This window comes from Aeromonas sp. s4 (assembly GCF_040907855.1).
Lineage (GTDB): Bacteria > Pseudomonadota > Gammaproteobacteria > Enterobacterales > Aeromonadaceae > Aeromonas > Aeromonas caviae.
The window spans coordinates 24,548-48,201 of the sequence record NZ_JBFOCP010000029.1; the positions used below are offsets into that span (position 1 = coordinate 24,548).

20 protein-coding genes and 1 tRNA gene are annotated in these 23,654 nt (G+C 60.3%); 14 read left to right on the top strand and 7 right to left on the bottom strand.

Annotation, left to right across the window (positions count from 1 at the left end):
* Positions 1 to 101: 101 nt before the first annotated feature.
* The 9 genes from AB5Y89_RS08470 (at position 102) to galE (ending at position 7,824) form a co-directional block, all read left to right on the top strand.
* A complete protein-coding gene (locus AB5Y89_RS08470) occupies positions 102 to 1,358 on the top strand; it encodes a cyclopropane-fatty-acyl-phospholipid synthase family protein (RefSeq protein WP_113069796.1) in 1,257 nt (418 codons plus the stop codon).
* A gap of 2 nt (positions 1,359 to 1,360) precedes the next feature.
* A complete protein-coding gene (locus AB5Y89_RS08475) occupies positions 1,361 to 1,840 on the top strand; it encodes a DUF2878 domain-containing protein (RefSeq protein ID WP_049637024.1) in 480 nt (159 codons plus the stop codon).
* Entirely contained in the window at positions 1,837 to 2,055 is a 219-nt protein-coding gene (locus tag AB5Y89_RS08480; RefSeq protein WP_010673326.1) for a TIGR02450 family Trp-rich protein, read from the top strand. The genes AB5Y89_RS08475 and AB5Y89_RS08480 overlap by 4 nt, the downstream gene beginning before the upstream one ends.
* Positions 2,012 to 2,554 (top strand): chalcone isomerase family protein, encoded by a 543-nt coding sequence (locus AB5Y89_RS08485; RefSeq protein WP_368223492.1) that lies wholly within the window; start codon positions 2,012 to 2,014, stop codon positions 2,552 to 2,554. Before AB5Y89_RS08480 ends, AB5Y89_RS08485 begins: the two co-directional genes overlap by 44 nt.
* 11 nt (positions 2,555 to 2,565) lie before the next feature.
* Positions 2,566 to 3,108 carry a DUF3833 domain-containing protein gene (locus AB5Y89_RS08490; protein ID WP_080768134.1) on the top strand — a complete coding sequence of 181 codons (543 nt, stop codon included), beginning with the start codon at positions 2,566 to 2,568 and terminating at the stop codon, positions 3,106 to 3,108.
* A gap of 131 nt (positions 3,109 to 3,239) precedes the next feature.
* Positions 3,240 to 3,707 carry a Dps family protein gene (locus tag AB5Y89_RS08495; protein ID WP_010673329.1) on the top strand — a complete coding sequence of 156 codons (468 nt, stop codon included), beginning with the start codon at positions 3,240 to 3,242 and terminating at the stop codon, positions 3,705 to 3,707.
* A gap of 236 nt (positions 3,708 to 3,943) precedes the next feature.
* Positions 3,944 to 5,593 (top strand): hydroxylamine reductase, encoded by a 1,650-nt coding sequence (hcp, locus tag AB5Y89_RS08500; RefSeq protein ID WP_368223495.1) that lies wholly within the window; start codon positions 3,944 to 3,946, stop codon positions 5,591 to 5,593.
* 100 nt (positions 5,594 to 5,693) lie between these two features.
* Positions 5,694 to 6,713, top strand: a complete 1,020-nt coding sequence (locus tag AB5Y89_RS08505) for an FAD-binding oxidoreductase (protein WP_368223497.1) — start codon at positions 5,694 to 5,696, stop codon at positions 6,711 to 6,713.
* 85 nt (positions 6,714 to 6,798) lie between these two features.
* On the top strand, positions 6,799 to 7,824 hold the full coding sequence (galE, locus tag AB5Y89_RS08510; protein ID WP_368223500.1) for a UDP-glucose 4-epimerase GalE: 1,026 nt from the start codon (positions 6,799 to 6,801) through the stop codon (positions 7,822 to 7,824).
* A 173-nt stretch (positions 7,825 to 7,997) separates the two neighbouring features.
* Here galE and AB5Y89_RS08515 read toward each other — a convergent pair whose 3' ends face one another.
* The gene (locus AB5Y89_RS08515; protein WP_039041345.1) at positions 7,998 to 8,747 is read right to left on the bottom strand and encodes a DsbA family protein; all 750 of its coding nucleotides are present in this window, start codon (positions 8,745 to 8,747) and stop codon (positions 7,998 to 8,000) included.
* A 198-nt stretch (positions 8,748 to 8,945) separates the two neighbouring features.
* Between AB5Y89_RS08515 and AB5Y89_RS08520 the strand changes: the two genes are divergently transcribed.
* Positions 8,946 to 9,033 (top strand) — tRNA-Ser (locus AB5Y89_RS08520).
* 94 nt (positions 9,034 to 9,127) lie between these two features.
* Here the strand turns inward: AB5Y89_RS08520 and AB5Y89_RS08525 are convergent.
* From AB5Y89_RS08525 to AB5Y89_RS08545, 5 genes are all read right to left on the bottom strand, one after another.
* Entirely contained in the window at positions 9,128 to 9,823 is a 696-nt protein-coding gene (locus tag AB5Y89_RS08525; RefSeq protein ID WP_368223503.1) for a family 16 glycosylhydrolase, read from the bottom strand.
* A gap of 240 nt (positions 9,824 to 10,063) precedes the next feature.
* Positions 10,064 to 10,375 (bottom strand): PTS lactose/cellobiose transporter subunit IIA, encoded by a 312-nt coding sequence (locus tag AB5Y89_RS08530; RefSeq protein ID WP_010673336.1) that lies wholly within the window; start codon positions 10,373 to 10,375, stop codon positions 10,064 to 10,066.
* A gap of 10 nt (positions 10,376 to 10,385) precedes the next feature.
* On the bottom strand, positions 10,386 to 11,765 hold the full coding sequence (locus AB5Y89_RS08535; RefSeq protein WP_102948832.1) for a glycoside hydrolase family 1 protein: 1,380 nt from the start codon (positions 11,763 to 11,765) through the stop codon (positions 10,386 to 10,388).
* Between the two features lie 57 nt (positions 11,766 to 11,822).
* Positions 11,823 to 13,175 (bottom strand): PTS sugar transporter subunit IIC, encoded by a 1,353-nt coding sequence (locus tag AB5Y89_RS08540; protein WP_039041343.1) that lies wholly within the window; start codon positions 13,173 to 13,175, stop codon positions 11,823 to 11,825.
* Between the two features lie 27 nt (positions 13,176 to 13,202).
* Complete coding sequence (locus AB5Y89_RS08545; protein ID WP_010673339.1) at positions 13,203 to 13,508, bottom strand: PTS sugar transporter subunit IIB; 306 nt, start codon at positions 13,506 to 13,508, stop codon at positions 13,203 to 13,205.
* Here AB5Y89_RS08545 and AB5Y89_RS08550 point away from each other — a divergent pair.
* Entirely contained in the window at positions 13,507 to 13,941 is a 435-nt protein-coding gene (locus AB5Y89_RS08550; RefSeq protein ID WP_368223506.1) for a hypothetical protein, read from the top strand. The two genes, AB5Y89_RS08545 and AB5Y89_RS08550, sit on opposite strands and share 2 nt — an antisense overlap.
* 456 nt (positions 13,942 to 14,397) lie before the next feature.
* Here AB5Y89_RS08550 and AB5Y89_RS08555 read toward each other — a convergent pair whose 3' ends face one another.
* Positions 14,398 to 16,749 (bottom strand): glycoside hydrolase family 9 protein, encoded by a 2,352-nt coding sequence (locus AB5Y89_RS08555; protein WP_368223509.1) that lies wholly within the window; start codon positions 16,747 to 16,749, stop codon positions 14,398 to 14,400.
* Positions 16,750 to 17,467: 718 nt separating this feature from the next.
* Here AB5Y89_RS08555 and AB5Y89_RS08560 point away from each other — a divergent pair.
* The 3 genes from AB5Y89_RS08560 to AB5Y89_RS08570 all read left to right on the top strand — a co-directional run bounded on the left by AB5Y89_RS08560 (position 17,468) and on the right by AB5Y89_RS08570 (position 23,555).
* Positions 17,468 to 20,146, top strand: a complete 2,679-nt coding sequence (locus AB5Y89_RS08560; RefSeq protein WP_368223512.1) for a glycoside hydrolase family 3 N-terminal domain-containing protein — start codon at positions 17,468 to 17,470, stop codon at positions 20,144 to 20,146.
* Between the two features lie 93 nt (positions 20,147 to 20,239).
* On the top strand, positions 20,240 to 22,213 hold the full coding sequence (locus AB5Y89_RS08565; RefSeq protein WP_368223514.1) for a methyl-accepting chemotaxis protein: 1,974 nt from the start codon (positions 20,240 to 20,242) through the stop codon (positions 22,211 to 22,213).
* A 10-nt stretch (positions 22,214 to 22,223) separates the two neighbouring features.
* Positions 22,224 to 23,555, top strand: a complete 1,332-nt coding sequence (locus tag AB5Y89_RS08570) for an ABC transporter substrate-binding protein (RefSeq protein ID WP_368223517.1) — start codon at positions 22,224 to 22,226, stop codon at positions 23,553 to 23,555.
* The last annotated feature ends 99 nt before the right edge of the window (positions 23,556 to 23,654 follow it).

Here is a 23,654-nt window from a genome sequence, read left to right on the forward strand (position 1 = left end):
ACACACCCGTTTAACTCCGCTTCGTGGTGTTGTCAGCAGCCCATGGTGCGGGTTCATCCCAACCGAACGACCCCACTCTTGACCCATTCGGAGAGCCGCTAATGGAACTTGCTCAATCAACCCTCTCTGCCTCTTTCATCGACAAGGGGGCCAAGCAACTGCTGCTCAAATTGCTGGCGCGCCTTGAGCAGGGCCAGCTGGTGCTCCACGACGGCAGCGAGTGCCACCGTTTCGGCAAGGCGGGCAGCGACCTGCATGCCGAGCTGGTGGTGCAGGATCCGGCGTTTTATCGCCGCCTGCTGCTGGGGGGCAGCATCGCCGCAGGAGAGACCTGGGTGGAGGGTCTCTGGACCAGCCCGGAGCCGGTGGCACTGGTGCGCTTGCTGGCCCGCAATCTGCCGCTGCTCGACGCCCTGGAACGGCGCCTCGGCTGGCTCAGCTTCCCGTTCAACAAGGTGCGCCACTGGTTCAATCGCAATACCCTGACCGGTTCGCGCGCCAACATCGCCGCCCACTATGACCTTGGCAACACCCTCTATCAGGGCTTTCTCGACGATCACATGCAGTATTCGAGCGCCATCTATCCCCACTCGGATGCCACCCTGGAGGAGGGGCAGCAGGCCAAGCTGCGCACCATCTGCGAGCGGCTTGAGCTTGGGCCGGACGACCACCTGCTGGAGATAGGCACCGGCTGGGGCGGTCTCGCCGTCTATGCGGCCCGTCACTACGGCTGCCGGGTCACCACCACTACCATCTCCCGGGCCCAGCACGACTATGCCAAGGCGTGGATCGAGCGGGAGGGGCTGGGGGATCGCATCACCTTGCTGCTGGAGGATTACCGCAAGCTGGAGGGACGCTATGACAAGCTGGTCTCCATCGAGATGATCGAGGCGGTGGGGCACGCCTTCCTGCCCGACTATTTCCGCCAGTTGTCGCGCCTGCTCAAGCCCGGCGGACGCCTGCTGATCCAGGCCATCACCATCGCCGATCAGCGTCACGCCCAGTATCTGCGCGGGGTGGACTTCATCCAGCGCTACATCTTCCCGGGAGGCTGCCTGCCCTGCGTCTCCCAGATGGCGGGTCTGCTGGCGCGGGAGACCGACATGCAGCTGGTACGGCTGCACGATCACGGCCACCACTATGCCCGTACCCTGGCCCACTGGTGCGAACGCTTCCTGGCGCTGGCCCCGGAGCTGCCCAAGCTCGGTTACAGCCAGGATTTCATCCGGCTCTGGCACTTCTATTTCGCCTACTGTGAAGGGGGATTCTGGGAGCGGGCCATCAGCCTGGTGCAACTGGAGGCTGCCAAGCCGGGGCCCCATGGCTGGTCCGGGGACTTGCCGGCAAGCGGTCGCTGATCATGTGGCAGTGGGCCCACCTGCTGGGATTCAACCTCTACTGGTTGCTGGCGGTGACATGGCAGCAACCGGGCCCGCTGCTCGGGATGCTGCTGCTCCATTTCATCTTCTCCCCCTGCCGTGGGCAGGACTGGCGCCTCATCCCGGTCGCCCTGGCAGGCTGCCTGCTCGACATCCTGCTCTGGCGCCTCGGCCTGTTTCACTTTCCGTCCGGTTTTCCGCTCTGGCTGTTGCTGCTCTGGTGCGGTTTCGCCCTGACCCTCTCCCACGGCCTTCCCTGGCTTCGCCCCTTGCCGCGCTGGCAACAGGGGCTGTTCGGCATGGTGGGGGGCGCCTCCTCCTATATGGCGGGGGCCGCCATGGGGGCAGTAAACTTACCCTGGGGCATCTGGACAAGCGCAGTGCTGCTGGCGGTGATCTGGATGTGGTGGTTACCCGTACTCCTGTGGGTAACGGTCAAGCTGGAGGGTGAGACGAGATGAACACCTTTTCGACCGACACCTTGTTGTTTTCCAAGTGGACCAGGGATGGCCAGTGCGAGCTGGCCGAGCGTTTCTACCTGGTGGTGGCCTGCCAGCGCGATGCCCAGGGGCATCTGGCGAGCGTGGTGATGCAGGATATCAACACCCTGCAGGAACAGGAGATGGACTGGCATGAACTGGAGGATCCCGCCCGTTGGCACATGGGGTGGAACTAGCCTGCTGCTGGCGGCCTTGAGCCTGCCACTGTTTGCGACCGCCCAGAGCGTTGCCGCCCCCTGGCAGGGGCTGCGCACCGTGGGACAGGGGGAGATGCGCTGGCTCTGGTTCAAGCTCTATGACGCCACCCTCTACAGCGAGAGCGGCCGCTATCAGCCGGGGCGCTACCCGCAGGCCCTCAGCATTACCTACGCGAGGGCCATCGAGCGCCAGGATTTGCTGGAGGCGACCGCCGCCGAGTGGCAGCGGCTCGGCCTTGGCAGCGAGAGTGAGCGCCAACGCTGGCTGGCTCGACTGGCCACGCTCTGGCCGGATGTCGCCCCCGGCGACAAGCTGGTTTTTTATGTGGACGAGCAGGGAGCGGGCCACTTCTGGTTGCGAGATCGCCTCCTTGGCTCTCTCGATGATCCCCCCTTCGCCCCCGCGTTTCTTGCTATCTGGCTGACTGACGACAGCCGAGATCCCGCCCTGACCCGCCGCCTGCGCGGCCAATCCTGATGGAGTATTCCATGAAATTCTCTTCCTGGTGGCGTCTTGCCTGGTTGCTGCCCCTGCTGTGGCTCTCTGGTTGCGGCGCGGGTCTTGACGATTATCGCGGCTCCCGGCCGGGTTGGGATCTCGCCCGTTTCTTCAATGGCAAGCTGGTGGCCCACGGCCTGGTGACGGACCGCAGCGGCGAAGTGACCAGTCGCTTTCGGGTCGAGATGCAGGGGCACTGGCGAGAGGGCAAGGGAGAGCTGTTCGAGCAGTTCTACTTCGATGATGGCCGTCGGCAGACCCGCACCTGGTTTTTGAGCAAGGGGGCGGATGGCCACTGGCGCGGCACGGCTTCAGACGTGGTGGGGGAGGCGGTAGGCAAGACAGAGGGCTTTGCCCTCAACTGGCGTTATCAACTCGATCTGGCTCTGCCGGATGAGAGCGTGGTGAGGGTGAGCTTTGATGACTGGATGTATCTGCTGGACGACGACCGCCTGATCAACCGCGCGAAGATCAGCAAGTTCGGCATTCATCTCGGCGAGGTGATCCTCTATATCGAACGGCTTGAGCAATGAAAGCCGGTGCATTTTTTTGCCGACGATAGCCATTGGCTATTGATCGGCAAGGCACGGACGATTGTCTTTTGAGTCTGCTTCTGGATAAGCTGACTCCGTTCCCGATAATGCTTACCACCTGGAGGTGAATCATGAAGAGCCCCATTGGTCTTGATACCGTGCAATCACAAGCCCTGGCCGCCGAGCTCAACAAGCTGCTGGCCAGCTACCAGATCCTCTACATGAACGTCCGTGGCTTCCACTGGAACATCCGCGGCAACCAGTTCTTCGAGCTGCACCTGAAATTCGAAGAGATCTACAACGACCTGCTGCTGAAAGTCGATGCCCTGGCCGAACGCATTCTGACCCTGGATGGGGTGCCCCTGCACAGCTTCAGCGACTACATCCAGGTGTCCGCCATCCCCGAGCAGAAGGGGTTGCATGACGGTCGTGCCTGCGTGGAATCCCTGCTGGCGAGCTTCCGCGAACTGCTGGTTGCCCAGCGCCGCATCCTGGGTCAGGCCGCCGATGCCGGTGATGAAGGGACTGCGTCCATCCTCTCCGACTATGTGCAGCAGCAGGAGAAACTGGTCTGGATGCTGCGCGCCTATCTGGCCTGATGAACCTGGGGCCGGCTGCCCATGCCCCGGCCCGTATCATTGCCCCTGTTGTTGCAAACCCGAGTTGTCTCTCCTTGATTTCCCACCCGCTTGCCGCCCGATTTGGGCGGCTTTTTTCTATTTGATCTGCATCAATGAAATGTTAATTGGTAAATTGAATGCCTATTAAGTTTTCCAAGAGGGGAATAGAATCGCCACAAAACAGATAACTGAAATGTCCAATTAGGAGAGACATGATGTTTTGTGTGCAATGTGAACAGACTATTCGTACCCCGGCAGGCAACGGCTGCGCCTATGCACAAGGCATGTGCGGCAAGACGGCGGAAACTTCTGATCTGCAAGATGTGCTGATCTATACCCTGCAAGGGCTCAGCGCCTGGGCCCTGGCGGCCCGCGAGCACGGCATCGTCGACAGCGAAATAGACGCTTTCGTGCCCAAGGCGTTCTTTGCCACCCTCACCAACGTCAACTTCGACTCCGCTCGCATCGTCGCCTACGTCAACCAGGCGCTGGCCTATCGCCAGCAACTGGCCGCCAAGCTGGCACCGCTGGCGGTGCAGGCCGACACACTGCCCGCCGCGGCCAGCTTCGAGCCGGGTGCCGATCTGCTGGCCCAGCTTGCCCAGGCGCCGCAGACCGCGGTCAACCGGGGCAAGAACGAGGTCAACGAAGACATCATGGGGCTGCGCCTGCTCTGCCTCTATGGCCTCAAGGGTGCCGCCGCCTACATGGAACACGCCCGGGTGCTGGATCAGCAGGATGCCGGGGTCGCCGCCGAATTCCATCGCATCATGAGATGGCTCGGAACGGATCCCTGCGATCTGGATCCGCTGTTCAAGTGCGCCATGGATATTGGTCTGCTGAACTTCAAGATCATGGAGATGCTGGATCTCGGTGAAACCACCGCCTTCGGCCACCCCGAGCCGACCCAGGTACGCGTCACTCCGGTACCGGGCAAGTGCATTCTGGTCTCCGGTCACGACATGGTGGATCTCAAGCTCATCCTGGAGCAGACCAGGGGCACTGGCATTAACGTCTACACCCATGGCGAGATGCTGCCGGCCCTGGCCTACCCCTTCTTCAAGCAGTACCCGCACCTGGTGGGCAACTACGGCTCTGCCTGGCAGAACCAGCAGAAGGAGTTCGCAAACTTCCCTGGCGCCGTTGTGATGACCTCCAACTGCATCATCGACCCGAACGTGGGCAACTACAGCGATCGCATCTTCACCCGATCCATCGTCGGCTGGCCTGGGGTCACCCATCTGGAAGGGGAGGACTTCTCTGCGGTCATCGCGAAGGCCCAGGCGCTGGAAGGTTTCAAGCACGTTGAGCTCGAGCACTTCATCACCATCGGTTTTGCCCGCAACGCCCTGATGCAGGCGGCTCCAGCAGTGATCGACAAGGTCAAGGCTGGCGAAATCAGCCACTTCTTCCTGGTGGGGGGATGTGACGGTGACCGTGCCGAGCGCGCTTACTACACCGAGTTTGCCAAGGCGATCCCGCAGGACAGCCTGCTGCTGACCCTGGGCTGCGGCAAGTACAAGTTCAACAAGCTCGATTTCGGCGATATCGGCGGCATTCCGCGCCTGCTGGACGTGGGTCAGTGCAATGATGCCTACTCCGCCATCCAGCTGGCGCTGGCGCTCGCCGACGCGTTCGAGTGCGGCGTCAACGATCTGCCCCTGACCCTGGTGCTCTCCTGGTTCGAGCAAAAAGCCATCGTCATTTTGCTCACCCTGCTGGCGCTCGGTGTGAAGGACATCCGCACCGGCCCGACCGCCCCGGCCTTCCTCACCCCGGCCCTGCTCAAGGTGCTGGAGGAGCAGTTCGGCCTGAAAGGAACCACCACGGCAGACGCGGATCTCGCCGAGATCCTGGCGGCCTGAGCAAAGATACAGCCTTACACGCTCAGCATGTTGTAAGCCTTTGGCGAGCCTGATGGCTCGCCTTTTTTCAACGCTATTTCCGAGCAAGAGGAGCCTTGCGATGACCTCCACCTCTTTGAGCCTGCGCTGTATAGCCCGCCGGGCAGAGACCCACGACGTGGCGAGCTGGCAATTTGAACCCCTGGCTGGCGACCTGCCCTCCGTGCTGGCTGGCCAGTGCGTCACCCTGCACACGATGATTGACGGCCAGCCCCACTGCCGCGCCTACACCCTCTCCTCCAGCCCGCAGGATCCTTTCTGGCAGGTCACCATCAAGGATGTGGGGCTGGTCTCTCACCATCTGCACCAGAGCCTGCAAGTGGGGGACGAGATCCGGGTAGACGGCCCCTTCGGCGATTTTCACCTGACCGCGCTCCCCTGCGAGCGGCCGCTGCTGCTCAGCGCCGGCTCCGGCATCACCCCCATGTGGGCCATGCTGCGGGACGAGCTGGCCGAACGGCCGGATGCAGACATCCGCTTTATTCACAGCGCCAGAACCCCCGGGGATGTGATCTTCGCAAGGGAACTGGCTTCGCTGGCTGAGGCTCATGCCGGTGTGCGCCATGCTTTAGTGCTGGAGAAAGTAGGGGAAGAGGCGCCAACGGCTCATCCCTGGGTTGGCCGGCTCACACCGGGGATGCTCAAGGAACTGGCGCCAGACCTGCTGGCGCGCCACGTCTATCTGTGCGGGCCTGCCCCCTACATGACCGCAGTCTGCACCATGCTGGCGGAGCTGGGACTGCCGGCAGCGCAGTTGCACCAGGAGTCGTTCGGCCTGCCTGGGGTGGCCTCAAGCGCGGCGCCAGTTGCGGCCGGCAGCGACCACTTCTGGCTGACCCTCAAAAAGAGCGGCAAGAAGGTGAAGATACTGCCGGGTCAGACCCTGCTGGCAGCGCTGGAGGGGGCGGGGGAGACCATGATGGCCGCTTGCCGCGCCGGGGTGTGCGGCGCCTGTCGCTGCACCACGGAAGGCGAAATCGAGCGCCAGAGCGTGATGACCTTGAGCGCGCAGGACCTCGAGAACGGGGTGGCGCTGGCCTGTTCCTGCACCGCCAGAGGGGATGTGAGTCTGGAGTACTGACGGGCGTCATTGGTATCCCGAGCTTTTCCCGGGCGGGTCGTGCGGGTAGACTCAACCCCAGTTTCAGCAAAGTACGGGATAAAAAATGACAATTCTGGTGACGGGGGGAGCCGGTTACATCGGTTCCCACACCCTGGTCGAGCTGCTTGGTACCGGGCAGCAGGTCGTAGTACTGGACAACCTCTCCAACGCTTCCCCCGAATCGCTCAAGCGGGTCGAGCGGATCACCGGCAAGGCCGTCACCTTCGTCGAGGGGGACATCCTGGACAGGGGCTGCCTGCAGCGGCTGTTCGCCACCCACAAGATTGAGTCGGTGATCCACTTCGCCGGCCTCAAGGCTGTGGGGGAATCCGGCCAGATCCCGCTCACCTACTATCAGAACAACGTGACCGGCACCCTGGTGCTGTGCGAAGAGATGGCCAGGGCCGGCGTGTTCCGGCTGGTGTTCAGCTCCTCGGCCACCGTCTATGGGGATCCGGCCTCGGTACCCCTGCGGGAAGATTTCCCCACCAGCGCCACCAACCCCTATGGCCGCTCCAAGCTGATGGTTGAAGAGATCCTGCGTGACCTCTCCAAATCCGATCCTCGCTGGGCCATCGTGCTGCTGCGCTACTTCAACCCGGTGGGGGCTCACGAGAGCGGCCTCATCGGTGAAGATCCCAACGGCATCCCCAACAACCTGCTGCCTTACATCAGTCAGGTCGGCGTGGGCAAGCTCAAGGAGCTGGGGGTCTTTGGCAACGACTATCCGACCCCGGACGGCACCGGGGTGCGCGACTATATCCACGTGGTGGATCTCGCCATCGGTCACCTCAAAGCGTTGGCCCGCATCAAGAGTGATACCGGCGTCTTCACCTATAACCTCGGCACCGGTCAGGGCTATTCCGTGCTGGAGATGGTCAAGGCGTTCGAGGCAGCCAGTGGCCGTGCCATTCCCTACCAGATCAAGCCCCGTCGCCCCGGCGATATTGCCGAGTGCTGGGCTGAACCGGCTCTGGCCCGTGACGAGCTGGGCTGGCAGGCTGAGCGGGGTCTGGAGCAGATGATGATCGATACCTGGCGCTGGCAAAGCCAGAATCCGAACGGTTATGGCCCTGCTGCGAAGCCGTGATCACGGGTCATGCGTTGCTCGGGAGCCTCATTTATTCATATAGACTCGGGTCCCAGCGCTGCTCTTCGCCTTGCTGACAGCGTCTTGCGACGGCCCATCAGGCCTGATGGTTTGCAGCCTGAATAGCAAAACGCCCCGGCATGCCGGGGCGTTTTTTCATGAACAACGCGCGGTTACTGAATGCTCTTGCCGGCGCGGACATCCTTGATGATAGCCTTGAGGCTGGCCAGATCCCGCGGTGCGCCGCGCAGGATCTGATCGCCGATGATAAAGGCCGGGGTACCGGAAATGGCCATGGCTTCGGCCAGCGCCCGGTTGGTACCCAGATTCTGATCGATGCTGCCGTCCTTGATCTTCGCCTCGACCTTGCTCCAGTCCACGCCGGCGGCCCTGGCGACGTCTTTCACCTGGGCTTCGTCGGAGAGGGGTCCCTGATGGGCGTACAGCTTGTCGTGGAAGGCCTGGTATTTGTCGGGCTGGCCGAGCTTCACCGCCAGCGCCGCGCGGGCGGCGTAGTAGGAAGTTTCGCTCAGGATGGGGAACTGCTTGTAGATGTAGCGGATCTCCTTGTCCTCAGAGAGCAGTTGCTGAATGAGGGGATGAGCGCGCTTGCAGTAGCCGCAGTTGTAGTCGAAGAACTCCACCACCGTCAGGCTGCCCTTGGGATTGCCGCTCTCGGGATCCTGGTTGGCGAAGAGCTGCTTGGCATGGGCTTCTATCAGCGTCTTGTCGTTCTCGGCCTGCTGGCTCTCCTGCTTGGCACGCAGGGCGTTGGACATCTCGACCAGGATCTCCGGATTCTTGACCAGATAGTCGCGCACGATCTGCTCGACATCGCTCTTGGTCAGCTCGCTCGCCTGCACGGGCGCCGCAAGCAGGGTCGCGCCGGTCAGGGCGGCGAACAGGGCATGTTTGATTCTCATAAGTCCATCTTGCTGGGGATGTGGTAGTGGCCCCTATAGTGGGTGAGTCTGTTTTCAAGTCAAGCCATCCGCTTGAAAAAGCACGGTTTGCAGCGGTTTTGCCGGTTTTGTGCGCCAGATAGCCCAATAAATGGGCAAACAAACGGAGTGGGGATTTACAAGGGCTGGGGGCATGGGTAATATGCGTCGCACTGCTGCGGAGGGGTGGCAGAGCGGCTGAATGCACCGGTCTTGAAAACCGGCGATGGGCGACCATCCGTGGGTTCAAATCCCACCTCCTCCGCCATCTATATAGCCCAACTGATTTATTCAGTTGGGCTTTTTTGTGTCTTCGGTTTTGGGTATGCCGCCGTGTGCCCGGATTTAGTTGACCATCGCGATCACTCCCAGGGCGTCACATTGGCGTACTTGTATTTGGCGTAGACGGGCTGGCCGTTGTAGGAACTGGGCGGGAAGCTCGGGTTGGCGCTGATCCAGTTATTCACAAACGTCTGCATCCAGCTGGTGACGGGGCGGCTCTCGCGGCGCACGCTCACCCATTTGTTCTGGGTGCGGCTGAAGACCTGCCAGGTGACTCCCGCCTCGTCGATGTTGAAGGCGTAGCGCTCCATGTTCCAGATGGAGATACCGTACTTGCCCAGGTCGATGTCCTGGGGATACTGACGCCCCTGGATCCAGACGTTGGTATGGAGCAGGTTGGTGCCCCCCATCAGCTCGATGTCGACTTCATAGTGAGAGCTGGTGCCTGCATCTCCGGTATAGGTAAAGAAGGAGCTGATGGTGCCGGGCACCGATCCTGCCTGCATCTGCACCTCATAACGACCCTTGCGGGTGTAGTTGTAGGTTCGCAGCTCAGCACAGCTCTTGTTCCCTTTGTCGGATTTCGCATGGAGGATGGCCGTGCCGGACTCCATCCAGATGTTGGCGGCGCGCCAGGTGCAGTCGAATTCTGACCCGCCATTGCGCCAACCATCAGAGACCTGCCAATCCTGATTGCTCCACCACCATGCCGATGCCTGAGTGGAATATAATCCTCCCGCCATCAGCAATACTGACATCAGTCCAAGTTTACGCATATTATCCACATTCCTGTGTGTTTATTAATGAGTGTTTTATTGATGACTACAAGCAGCATCAGAATAGCCATAAACAGATATTGAAACTTATACTGGTATCGCGTCATGACAGTTTCATACTTTTGAGATTGCCTGAAAAAGGTATGAAAGACATGACGGCTGGCTGGTATAACCAGAATAAAAAAAGCCACCGTATATAACGGTGGCAAAAGCACGGACTCCCGATCCGATGAGTTAAAATCAGCTGGCTTGGCGGCGATAGATCTCGACCAGTTCGGTGGCCAGTTCGCGGCACAGAATGGAGGTCATCAGGTGATCCTGGGCATGTACCATGACCAGTGTCATCTTGGTCTTGCCTTCGCCCTCATCGGCTTCAATCAGTTTGGTTTGTACGGCATGGGCAGCCTTCCCCGCGTCGGTGGCCTGGAGCAGCAAGGCATCCGCTTCGCTGAACTGGCCAGCACGAGCCTGACGCAGGGCTTCGAAACAGAGACTGCGAGATTGGCCGGCATTGACGATGATGCCCATGACTGCTTCTTCAAGATCCATCATTTATGACTCCTTAAAATCCATTATTACGAGAGACGTTGGCGAACCATTCACCACTTTTCTTGACGGTGCGCTGCTGGCTTTCCAAATCAAGGCTGATGAATCCATAACGGTTCTTGTAGGCATTCATCCAGGACCAGTTGTCAATAAAGGTCCACAGGTGATAACCACGGCAATGACTTCCTTCAGCAATGGCGGTATGAATCCACTGGAGGTGGCCGCGAATGAAGTCGATACGATAATCGTCTTTTACCTGACCATCTTCACCAATGAATCTGTGCTCCCCTTCGACACCCATACCATTTTCGGAGATATAGCTTGGGATATTTCCATAGTTGTCGCGCAGGTTGATCAATATGTCATAAATACCGCGCTCATATATTTCCCAGCCGCGATAAGGGTTCATTTTGCGGCCTGGCATCTCGTAATTCTCGAAGAACCAGTCAGGCAGGAAAGGGGAGTCCGGGTTGATGGCCGTCATGCGTGCCTTCACTCGCCGCGGCTGGTAGTAGTTGATGCCGAGCAGATCGATCTTGCCGGCGGCCAGCAGTTCGCAGTCGCCGCTTTGCACCACGGGCATCTGATCGTGCTCGCGCAGGATATCGATCAGCTCCTGGGGATAAACCCCCTTCACCGCAGGATCGAGGAAGGCGCGGTTGAAGAACAGGTCGGCAATGAACGAGGCCTTCAAGTCTGCCGGGTTTGAAGAGCGCGGATAGGAGGGGGTCAGGTTCAGGACGATGCCGATCTGGCCGGGCAGGGAGAGTGTGCGATAACGCTTCACCGCCAGACTGTGGGCCAGCATCATGTGATAGGCCACCTGGGCTGCCCGTTTGAAGTCCATCTGGTTCGGGTAATGGAAGTCATACAGATACCCTCCTTCCACTACTACAACGGGTTCATTGAAGGTCATCCAGCAGGCGACGCGATCACCGAACAGTTTGAAGCAGAGCGCTGCGTACTCGGCATAAGCCGCCACGGTTTCGCGGCTCTCCCAGCCCCCCTGCTCCTGCCAGTACATCGGCATGTCGAAGTGGAACAGGCCGATGAAGGGTTTGATCCCCTTGGCCAGCAGCTCATCGATAACCTTGTTGTAGAAGTCGACGGCCTCCTGGTTGACGGTGTGGCCATCCGGCAGCAACCGGGCCCAGGAGATGGATGTGCGGAAGCTGTTGTGGCCAATCTGTTCCATCAATGCGATGTCTTCACGATAACGATCGTAGAAGGTGGAGGTGTTGGCCGGGCCAACCTGACCATGGAAACGGTGTGGCTCCGTCTCGAACCAGTGATCCCAGATGGTTGGTGCCTTGCCGCCCACATTGGCAGCCCCTTCCGATTGTGCGGCCGACGAGGCGCTACCCCACCAGAAGCCTTCGGGGAATGTATATTGCATTGCAGTTTCCTCTTGATGACCGGCGTGCAGGCGGCGTGGCGCCCGCACGCCTGGCGCTTACGCCTGACTCTGAATCGGTGTGATTGTGTCTGCTTTTTCTGATCTGGCCGCTTCTTCCGCTTCAGCCGTCTCGGCTTCCTGCTTGAGCAGGGTGCGTTCGTAAGCCCGCACGAAGGGGTAATACATCAGGGCGGAGATCCCCATGCAGATGAAGCACATGATGACCGGACTGAAGGCCCAGTTGGTCGCCCAAGAGGCGCCGATGGGGGCCGGCGTGGTCCATGCGGTCAGCATCACGACCCTCTCAACCAGACCCAGATCCACCGCGAACCAGGCCAGGATGGCGTTGATCACAGGTACAAAGATGAATGGCAGGAAGAAGACCGGGTTCATGATGATGGGAGCACCAAACAGGATCGGCTCGTTGATGTTAAAGAACCCGGGGACAACACCCATTCGCCCTATGGTGCGCAGGTGCACGGCGCGGCTGCGCATCAGCAGGAATGCCAGTGGCAAGGTGGAGCCCACGCCGCCGATAAAGAGGAAATGCTCCCAGAAACCGGGCAGGAAGGTGTGGGGAATAGCTTGGCCGGCGGCCATGGCTGCCTGGTTGCTGGCCAGGTTTGCCATCCAGAAGGGGTTCATGATACCGGTGACGATCATGGAGCCATGGATGCCAGCAAACCAGAGGATCTGGCACAACAGCACCGCCAGCAAGACGGCAGGCAGGCTGTCGGAAGCCGCTACCAGCGGTTTGAGCATGGACATGATCGCCTCGGGCAGGATCATGCCTGTGGTTTCCTGCAGCAGCATGTTGAAGGGGTGCAGGGTCAGGATAATCGCCAGGACCGGGATCAGCACCTCGAAGGAGCGCGCCACCCCCATCGGCACCTGCTCGGGCAGACGGATGGTGATGTTGTTGCGCTTGAGCCAGGCATAGACCTCGGTCGAATAGATGGCGCAAATAAGAGCGGTAAAGATACCCTGACCGGAGAAATACTGGGTGGAAATGGTGCCGTCTTTATATTGCGCCGCCACCAGCATGAACGACATCAGCGACAGCAGGCCCGTGATGATGGGGTCCAGGGAGTACTGCTTGGCCAGGCTGGATGCGACGCCCACCGAGATGAAGACCGTCATCAGCCCCATGCTCATGTTGAAGGGCAACATGAGTTCGGCACGATAGGTGTTGGAGAAGTCCAGCCAGGCTCTGGCAAAGCCCCAGGTGGTTTCGCTGGAGATGGGTGGGAAAATGAAGACCAGCATGAAGCTGCCGACGATCATGAACGGCAGCGCGGCAATAAAACCGTCACGGATTGCCAGAACATAGCGTTGCTGGCCCAGTTTTCCTGCCAATGGGCCGATCCGTTGTTCGATCAACTTGACCAGCATCCCATAGAGTGAACTCATAGTGTGTGTCCTTCCTTGTGAGCACGCTTAACCAATCAGGGACAGGGCGTAGTCCAGCACCTTGTCGCCGCGCTGCATGCCGTAATCCATCATGTCGATAGGTTGTACCTTGATGCCGTGAGCCGCCGCCTTGGCTTGCAACTCCGGTTGCATGTACTTGATCTGCGGTCCCAGCAAGACCACCTGGTAATGGGGCATCTGGTCATCGAACTCCGATGCGCCAAAAGCCTTGATCTCGGCAGCCAGGCCCCGTTTTTCGGCTTCTACCAGCATTTTTTTCACCAGCAGGCTGGTGGACATCCCGGCAGAGCAGCACAACATGATTTTTTTCATGATCATTCCTCAGTTATTAAGCTGGGCTCACTATAGATCGATGCAACAATGTGGGAAATCGATTTCACAAATCGGGTTTTGTAATTGTGATCGCGATCACTTGGTGGATATTCCATATAAGATAACCAAAATAAAATATCGTTATTTATCAGTATTTTGGTGTTATTTTTGTGATGTGGTTTACGCCATGTTTATTCGACTTGGCATTTTGAAATATCGATTTCAAGTCTGTCGTGGTTTTCATGCTGCTCCTGCACTCCTGCACTCCTGCACTCCTGCACTCCTGCACTCCTGCACTCCTGCACCCCTGCATGATGCAGGGGGCGCTTTCGGCATGGTGCCGATCCGGCGCCCATGCCAGCAATCCTGGATAACCGAGCCCATCGCCGTGCTCCTTCACCCTCTGGTGGCAGGGCGTCATGGTGGCGGCTAAGGGGCTCTGTACAGTGTCTTGCTCAGATGGCGGGCTCAGCCTGGGGTTTCCTTGTGGTTCTCGCTGAGGGTCACGAGACCCGATTCAGGAGCCGGGTATCCTGCTTTCCCGCCTTCTTCGCGCGCGGGGCACTGTAGAAGAGGCGGGGGGCGGGTGATGCCCAGTTGGCGTCAGCAGATCTGATGGCAAATGAGGGATCAAGTGGATGCGCAAATAAGGTGGCCAAGAGACGGACATGTAAATGACAGGGTTGCGAAGGTGCGGTCAGATGAAATGATCGATAAGAGAGGGTTCTGCTGCCGTCAGCCTCTGAATGATGATGGAAAAGGGAAAAGGGAAAAGGGAAAAGGAAAACGTAAAGCTGAGGGTGGCGACCGGTGCGGGAGCTGTCCTGGGCAAGAATGGCAGGGGAGTAAAACAATGCTCCGTCACGGGGACGGAGCATTGGAAGGGTGATCAGCGGGTCAATCCACCTTCATCCAGTACGCTGACCGTCCAGAAGAAGGGGGCATTCCAGTTGACGGTGACCTCGTTCAGCGTCCAGGCACCAATCTCATCTTTCCAGCAGGTCTGGCCGGTACACTTGCCCTTGAGGGTGGAGGCAACGGGATCGCTGAAGTTGATGGAGTTCGGCCCGCCCGAGAGTACACCTGGCGGAACCAGGGGAGACGCGGGGTCGATGGGGTGAGCCCAGAACCTGTGGTGCGGATTCTTCAGCGGACGGCTGCCGTAGCCCGACACATAGGACTGGTCGAGGGGGTTGCGGCCGAGCACATAGTCCATGGCATCGGACATGGCCTGCAGGTATTTGCGCTCTCCCGTGAAGTCATGGGCCAACCCGAGGAAGATGCTGCGGTTCATCAGGTTGGAGTTGGAGCCCCAGGGGTATTCGGTCGCCTGATAGGGGATAAGGTAACCCTCCGTCGCCACGCTCTTCTGGTAGCCGTCAGCTGCGGCGATGATAGCGGCGCGCGCCTTCTCCACTTCCTGTTTGCCCAGTTTGTTAGGCACCATGGCCAGCGTGATGGTCCCTGCGCTGCTGAGATCCTGCCAGTAGAGATCACCACTTGCGCTGCGATCCCCCTTGGGGGCAGCCAGATAGAGAGGGGACTGCTGGACGGCCTGCTTGTACTCGGCTTTGCCGGTGGTGGCAAACAGCTCGGCGGCAGCCCAGTAGAATTCGTCCTTCAGGTTGGTGTCATCATAGGGACCGGATCCCACAAAGTTGTCATAGGCATAGACGTCCGGATGGCGGTTGGCCGCCTTCCAGGCTCGTTCCGCTGCCTGCAGGCTGCGCTGTGCGAAGGCCGGATCCAGATCCTTCCATACGCGAGCGGACTGGGCGGCGGTGGCCGCCAGGTTCAGAGTCGCAGCCGTGCTGGGGTGGCTCAGGAAACGGGGTTGTGGATCCTTGTGGGGCGGGAGCGGCATCCCGGTCCAGGCTTCGTCGGCGACCTTGTGGAAGACCATGCCGGAGGCATCGATCTCGGTCAGTTTCAGGCTGTCGAGCTGCTTGGACTGATCGCCTACCGGCACCCAGGCCTTCTTGCCTTCGGGCACCTGCATGGCGAGGAAGAACTCCATCATCCAGCGGGACTCGTCCAGCAGATCGTTGTAGCCGTTGTGCTGTTCCGGGATCTTGACCTTGCCGTCGGCAAAGGCGCTCTTGTCACCCTCTTTCGCCAGCTGCTCCCGTTCATAAAGGTTCATCAAGGTCCATACCGAGATCCCCCCGTTGACCACGTACTTGCCCTGATCGCCGGCGTCGTACCAGCCGCCGGTCACATCCAGCGTGAAGTCACAGCCAGGCCACTGGTTGCCCTTGGCGTCCTGCTTGTTGAAGCAGGTTACGTTCTCGGGCTTGTGTCCTGCCGGGCGAGCAAGGTCGGGGCGCTGGACATATTTGGCTTCGATGTCGATGCCGCTACGCTGCTGATAGAAGAAGGAGAGGGCATCGAATTTCATGGTGTGATAGATGTCATCGCCGATGCTGAACGGATGACTCTTCTGGCCGGCGACCTCCAGTACCAGGCCGGTGCCCGGGGTGGTGACCTGACTGAAGTCGGCAATCTGTACGTTCTCGCCGGATGCGGCATTCAGGCCAAAGGGCGTGGTCTTGCCTTCCGCGATGGTCTCACCCTGGGCATTGCGCAAGGTCCAGGGGAGCGCGTCCTTGCTGTCGGTGGCGATGGTCGCCCGTTTCAGAGCCTTGCTCAGATAGCCGACCTGGTTGACGCGCACGCCGCCCAGCTCCGATTTCTTGATCAAGGAGGGGCCCGATAGCGTGGCTTCACCGATACAGACAGTGGTCGGTGTCTGGGTGCCCATCTGAAGTTGGAACTGGGTCTTCTCGTCAGTGGCAGAAGGTGTGAACTGGATATCGAACGGTTTGGGCGTGCTGCCGAGGGCGAGGTCCTGCACCATGTAGTTGGTGTAGGGGGCGCCATCATGCTGGATCAGGGCCTTGACGTTGATGTCGCTCTTGGCCATGGCAGTGAAATGGAGTTTGTAGGTTTGCCCCTGCACCAGGCCGAGATTGGACTGACCCAGGATGACATCCCAGGGATTGGAGCCCGGCTCGGTGAAGGTGATACAGCCCATCTGGTTCTCGGCGTTCAGGGTACCCCCGGCCGTCCACCATCCATCGGTTCCCTGGAAGCCCCCATTGGTCAGCAATTCACCCACAGGTCCGGCAGATGCCGAGGAGGTAGCTGAACCAGATGCCCCTGCGCTGGGCAGTGAGCAGCCATGCAAGCCAATGACGCAAGACATGGCAAGCGTCAGGGCACTAAGCCGAGATGTTTTCATTGTTACCCCTTTGATCACAGACGGAAATAATGGCGTCGATTTTCGCACTCACGCAGAAAATGACCGAGTCATCCTGCGGCCCGCATTTCACTGTCAAGATTCACACACAATCCTTGAGTAGAAATCGATTTCACGACTCAGGTAACAGTAAATTTTTTGGCAGATCAAGTTTGCTTTTATGAAATGTGATGGAGACGGCAAATTTTCGTTTATTGATATATTCATGCACTTGAATTGAATTCCATTGAATCCTTTCAACATTCCTCTGACTCCCGAGCCGTTTGGCCATATCGGTGTCGTTCCAGACAGCTCATGCGGCAAATCAATGTGATGGATTGCATTTAACTTATTGTTTTGATTTTATTTTATTGGCCTTCCTGCCATGAGTCTACCTGTTCTCTTTGTTCCTTCCTGGGTATTCTGCTGATGAGACACGCCCCCGAGTTTGTGAGTTGCATCACTATTTTCTCTTTCAGCGGGATCTTTGTCATGGCATGACAAAGATACTGCTGGAATGACGAAGAGATTTCTGTTTACCATTTAATATTATTGCAATCGATTTCAAATTTGACTGTTTTTCAAGACGGCTCGCCATGAACGATGAGTCCAGGCGATGAACGAGAACATCCGGAGAGTCATAAGGAAAATGCGTAAAACTACAGGTCTCACCAGGTCTATGACCTGCCTATTCGTGGGGTGCGGCATCTGGAGTGCCGGGATGGCGGATGAGTTGTCGACCATGCCCTATTTTTCCACCTGGCCGCAGATCCACAGCGCCATTGCCAGGGACGAGGGGATGGAGCGCCAGATCCAGGCTCTGCTCTCCCGGATGACCCTGGAGGAGAAGGTTGGCCAGATGATCCAGCCCGACTTTCGTGAAGTGACACCTGAGGAGGTGACGCGCTACAAGATTGGCTCCGTCCTCAACGGGGGAGGTGGCTGGCCCGGCAACAACAAACACGCGTCGGCCCAGGACTGGGCACACCAGGCCGACACCTATTGGCAGGCGGCGGAAGCGGGCTTTGAGGGCAGGGGGTATCGCATCCCCTTCATGTGGGCGACCGATGCGGTGCACGGCCACAACAATGTCTTCGCGGCGACCCTGTTCCCGCACAATATCGGCCTGGGGGCGGCGCGGGATCCGGATCTCATCTACCGTATCGGCCAGATGACGGCGCGGGAAGTGGCCGCCACGGGGCTGGATTGGACCTTCGCCCCGACGGTGGCGGTGCCGAGGGATGATCGCTGGGGCCGGACCTATGAGGGCTATTCCGAAGATCCCGCCATCGTCTATCACTATGCCGGCGAGATGGTGCGTGGCCTGCAAGGTTCCGCGACGGATCTGCGCGGCCAGCGCCATGTCATCTCGAACGTGAAACACTTCGTGGGGGACGGCGGTACCCTGAACGGGGTCGACCGGGGTCAGAACTTCTATTCGGAAGAGGACCTGCGCAACCTGCACGCGGTGGGCTACTTCTCGGGGCTGGATGCCGGTGCCCAGGTGGTCATGGCTTCGTTCAACAGCTGGCACAACGAGCTCAACCGCGACGTGCTGTCAGAAGACGGGGTGGAGTACAACGGCAAGCTGCACGGCAGCCGCTATCTGCTGACCGACGTGCTCAAGGGCAAGATGGGCTTTGATGGTCTTGTCGTCTCTGATTGGAACGGTCACAGCGAGATCGCCGGTTGCACCATGGGGAGCTGCCTGCCTGCGGTGCTGGCCGGGGTCGACATCTTCATGGTCACGGCGCGCAAGGACTGGATGGAGTTTCGCCAGAGCCTGCTCGATGGCGTGGCGAGCCGGCAGATCCCGATAAGCCGGATCGACGATGCCGTGACGCGTATCCTGCGGGTCAAGATGCGGGCCGGGCTGTGGGAGAAACCCATGCCGTCGGCCCGTGAGCTGGCGGGCAAGCAGGGTGAACTTAGTGCCGTGACGCACAAGGCGCTGGCCCGGGAGGCGGTACGCAAGTCGCTGGTGCTGCTCAAGAACGAGGGCAGGATCCTGCCCCTGAGCCGGCAGAGCCGGGTGCTGGTGGCTGGGAGCGCCGCCAATGATCTGGGCAAGCAGGTGGGGGGCTGGAGCCTGACCTGGCAAGGCAGCGAAAACGGGCGCGGTGATTTCCCCGGTGCCCAGAGCGTGCTGGATGCGGTGACCGCCACCGTTGGTGCGGATCATGTGCAGGTGAGCACGGGATCCGGTGAGTTTGCGGGAGCCAAGCCCGATGTCGCCATCCTGGTCATGGGGGAGGATCCCTATGCCGAGTGGTTCGGCGACATTCCTGACAACAAGACCCTTGCCTATGGGGATCTCAAGAGCAGCTATCACGAGGATCTGTTGACCCTCAAGCGGCTGAAGGCGGCCGGCATCCCCGTGGTGACCGTGCTTTTCTCCGGACGTCCGCTCTACGTCAATGAGGAGATCAATCTCTCTTCCGCCTTTGTCGCCGCCTGGCTGCCGGGCACCGAGGGGGAGGGGATCACCGATCTGCTGTTCAGGGATGCCAAGGGCAAGGTGGCCCATGACTTCCAGGGACGCCTCTCCTTCTCGTGGCCCTTTGGCAAGTGCGCCACCACCATCAATCGCACGCCCACCCATATCCCGGGCTGGCAGCGTCCAGCCTTCGAGCAGGATCCAGCGGGTGAGTACGCACCGCTCTTCCCCTATGGCTACGGGCTCAGCTACGGCAAGCCTTCCCCTGTGGCGGCCCGGGTCAGCAACCTCAATACCCTGACCCTGGATAATCGTACCTTCGGCTGCAACGAGAGCGACCCCGCCAAACTGAGCGCCGCTGACAAGGTGCTCGAGCTGTTCGGGCCAAAGGCGGGTGAAGAACACCGTCTGCGCATGGGGGATGCCAGCAACTGGACGGGGACTGAAGTCTCCGGCAACAGCGTGACCGAGATGACCTTCATCAAGGTTCAGCCCATCGACTACCTGCGCCAGCAGGATGCGCGAGCGGTCACCTTCCTCGGGGCGGACAAGCCGGGTGTCGACTCCGGAGCCACGATCCAGTTGCAGACCACCCAGGTCAAGGGGGCGGACCGTCGCACCTACCTGAAGGGAGAGAGCGAGCTGCAGGTGACGCTGCGGGTGCAGCAGGCGCCAGCGGGGGACATGACGCTGGGGCTGCAGTGTGGCTGGCCCTGCGGCAAGTCTATCGAGATTGCTCCGGCCTTGCGCCAGTTGCCCCCGCAGAAGTGGGTGACCCTGAGTCTGCCCCTGCGCTGCCTCGAAGAGGGCATGGACTTCGCGAAGGTCAATACCCCCTTCATCCTGGGCACCAGTGGACAGGCGCGTATCGACATGGCGACCGTACGCTGGGTACCGGCTTCTCTGCTGGGGGCCTCAGGGGAAGTGGTCAGGCTCGATTGCCAGGGCAGGTTGAGTCGATAAGCCGTCAGCCAGATGCACCAGGATGCCTGTCGGGCTCCTGGTGCCTTGATAACCGGCTCCGCCCCGATGCGGAGGGAGAGGTGGGAGAGAAGGATGTCGATCGTACAGCGGATCAGATTGGGCTTTACGCTGCTGCTGGTCCTGTTGCTATTGCTCGGGGCCATCAGTTACCTGAAGACGACCTCCATTCACGGTCGTTTCCAGCAGGTGACCGAGGAGGCGACGCCTCAGGCCCTGACCGCCAGCCGGCTGCGCGCCGCGCTGCTGATGGCTGACAGGGACAGCCTGGCGCATCTCGCCATCCGGGAGACGTCGGCGTTTCCCGAGTCCCGTCAGCGTGTTGCCCATGACAAGGTCCGCTATGAGCAGCACATCAAGGCATTCGCGGCCCTGACACTCGATACCGAGAGTGAGCGGCAACTCGCCCGGGTCACCGACCAGGCCCCCCGGCTGTTTACCCTCTCTGAGCAGTTGATGAGCCTGCACGAAGAGTCGGTCGAGCTGGAGCGGGTGCTCTCACGGATGCGGAGCGAGCTGCTGCACCTGGACGACAACTACCGTTCGGCGGCTGACCTGCTGGTGCGTTACACGGCGGGGCGGCGCTCTTTGCAGAACAAGGCGGAGCTCATCACCAGCGGTATTGCACGGGATCTCAAGCTGATCCTGCGTGCCGACGGCAACACGGATCTGGTGGCGCTACAGGGGGTGCTGGCCAAAGACATCGACATTGCGAACCAGCGTCTGGAGCGGATTGTTGTCCCCGATGACGTCAAGGCCAGGTTCACCCGCCATGTGGCGCGCATTCCCCAACTGGTATTTGGCGACAAGGGGCTGATTGCCACCCTGGTGCGCCGTCAGCAAATCAGCCAGCAACTCCATGGCTTGCGTGAACAGCAGGAGGCGCAGAGCCAGCAACTGGGGGAGGTCCTGGACAGGCTTATCGCCATCAGCAACCAGAGCATGCAGGAGGACAGGCTGAGTGCCGACGTCGCGGTTGACAGCGCCCGCACCTGGATCGTGATGGTGGCCCTGTGTTCCGTGCTCATCGCCCTCATTGTTGCCTGGAGTACGGCCCGCAGCATCCAGGTGCCGCTGGTGCGGATCAATCGGGTTCTCGGTCTGATGGCACAAGGGGACATGACGCTGCGGGTTCGCTACCCCGCCAGGAATGAGCTTGGTGAGGTTGCGAACTCCATCGACCAGCTAGCCCACCACACCAAGACGCTTCTGATGGAGGTCCAGACCGGCTCTGAGTACCTGGTGAGCGAGACGCGCAAGACCGCGGAGATCGGCGAGCAGGTGATGTCGCAGGTGCAGGCGCAGAAGGCTCAGACCGATCAGGTGGCGGCCGCCATCTTCGAGCTGGAGACCAGTGCGACCGAAGTGGCGCGCTCGAGCGATCATGTTCGTCGGGAGGTGGGGGAGGCCAATGACGAGAGCCGGCTCGGACGTCATCTGATGCAGGCCAATCGGGATGGCATCGAACAACTGGCGACCGACATCGCCGGGGCCATGGCGATCACCCGCAAGCTCGAAGGCTACAGCAGCAACATTGGCAACATTCTCGAGGTGATCCGTGGCATGGCTGAACAGACCAACCTGCTTGCCCTCAATGCGGCCATCGAAGCGGCCCGTGCCGGGGAGGCCGGGCGGGGCTTTGCGGTGGTGGCCGAGGAGGTGCGGGCGCTGGCTACCCGTTCACAAGGGGCGACCCAGGAGATCCAGGTGATGATCGACAACCTGCAGGGATGCGCCCGCGATGTGGCGAGCGTGATGGCCCAGAGCCATGAGCAGACCCAGCAGAGTGTGCAGCAGACCCGGGATGTCGAGAGTGCCCTGGCGGGGATCGCCTCGCGCATGGAGGCCATCAAGGAGATTGCGGATCACATGGCTTATGCCGCAGTGGAGCAGATTTCGGTGAGTCAGGGAGTGGCCCAGCACGTGGCGGCCATCGCAGACGTGGCTCACGAGACCGAGCAGGCGTCCCGGGTATCGGCGAGCAGTGGTGAGGTGTTGTCGGGGCTGGCCAGCCAGCAGCAGAGTCTGGTGGCCCGTTTCAAGGTGTAGGAGAGAGGCGATGTGGAAATCTGTGAGTGCCCTGCTGGTCTGGGGGCTGAGTACGGCGGCGGTATCCCAGGAGCTGGTGCTGGAAACCTGGCGCGTGGATGACGAGGCGCTCTGGAAGGAGCAGTTTCTGCCCCGTTTTCAGGCGATCCATCCCGAGATCACCCTTAAGCTGCATTCGCAGCGCTCGGCGGATTACGATCGGGAGCTTGCCGAGCGGCTGGCGGCGGGGAAGGCAGGGGATCTCATCACTTGCCGTCCTTATGATCAGTCCCTGCGGCTGTTCCAGCAGGGGCATCTGCTGGATCTGACGGACCTGCCCGGGATGGAGAACTTCCCGAGCTTTGCCAAGGCCGCCTGGCAGACCGACTCCGGGGCCCAGACCTTCTGCCTGCCCATTGCCTCCGTGATCCAGGGTTTCTACTTCAATGTCGATATCTTCAACGCCCTTGGGCTGACACCGCCGCGAACCCGTGCCGACTTCTTCGCCGTGCTGGAGAAGGTGAAGCAGGATGGCCGCTATATGCCGCTGGCACTGGCGGCTCACGACAGCTGGGTGGTCTCCGAGCTTGGTTATCAGAACATCGGTCCCAATTACTGGCATGGGGAAGATGGCCGCCTGGCGCTGATCAACGGTCAGGCGCGAGTGACCGATGCCTCTTATGTGGCGGCGTTTCGTGAGCTGGCGAGCTGGCGGCCCTACATAGGGGACCATCCTGCCGATGCCACCGAAGCACAGGCGGTGGATGCCTTTGCTGCGGGCAAGGCCGCCATGATAGTGGCGGGCTCCTGGTCGCTGGCCCAGTTCACCGGCAAGGTCAATTTTGGTGCCTTCCCGCCCCCCGTCGCGCGGGAGGGGGACACCTGCTATTTCACCGATCACACCGACATGGGGATCGGCATCAATGCCGCCAGCCCGAACAAGGAGGCCGCCCTGAAACTGGTGGAGTGGATGGCAAGCGCCGACTTTGCCGAGCGTTTCTCCAATTCGGTGCCCGGTTTTTTCTCCCTCTCTAACCACTTCTTCGAGCTCAAGGATCCGGTGGCGAGCACCATGATGGGCTGGCGGGATACCTGCGATTCCACCTTGCGTCTGGGGGCGCAGTTCCTCACCCGGGGTGAGCCATCGCTTACCACAGAGCTTGCGGAGGTATCGCAATCCGTGGTGCTCGGCACCATGACGCCGGAAGCCGCCGCCGCGCGCATCCAGCAGGGGTTGGCAAGCTGGTATCCCCCCCAGAAGGCGGCCACGAGAAGAGCCAGTCTGTGTGAAGCGGACGAGCCTCTCCCCACGCTGGCAACCAGCGCGGCCACCGGGACGGAATCCCCCTTCGCAGCGCCTTGACGGTGGCCACGCTCCCGCAGGGATCTGCACACTCCCCAAGGCGCCTTCAGGCGCCTTGTTTCATTCAGGTCGACCGGGGTCATCGGGTTGTGATTGCCA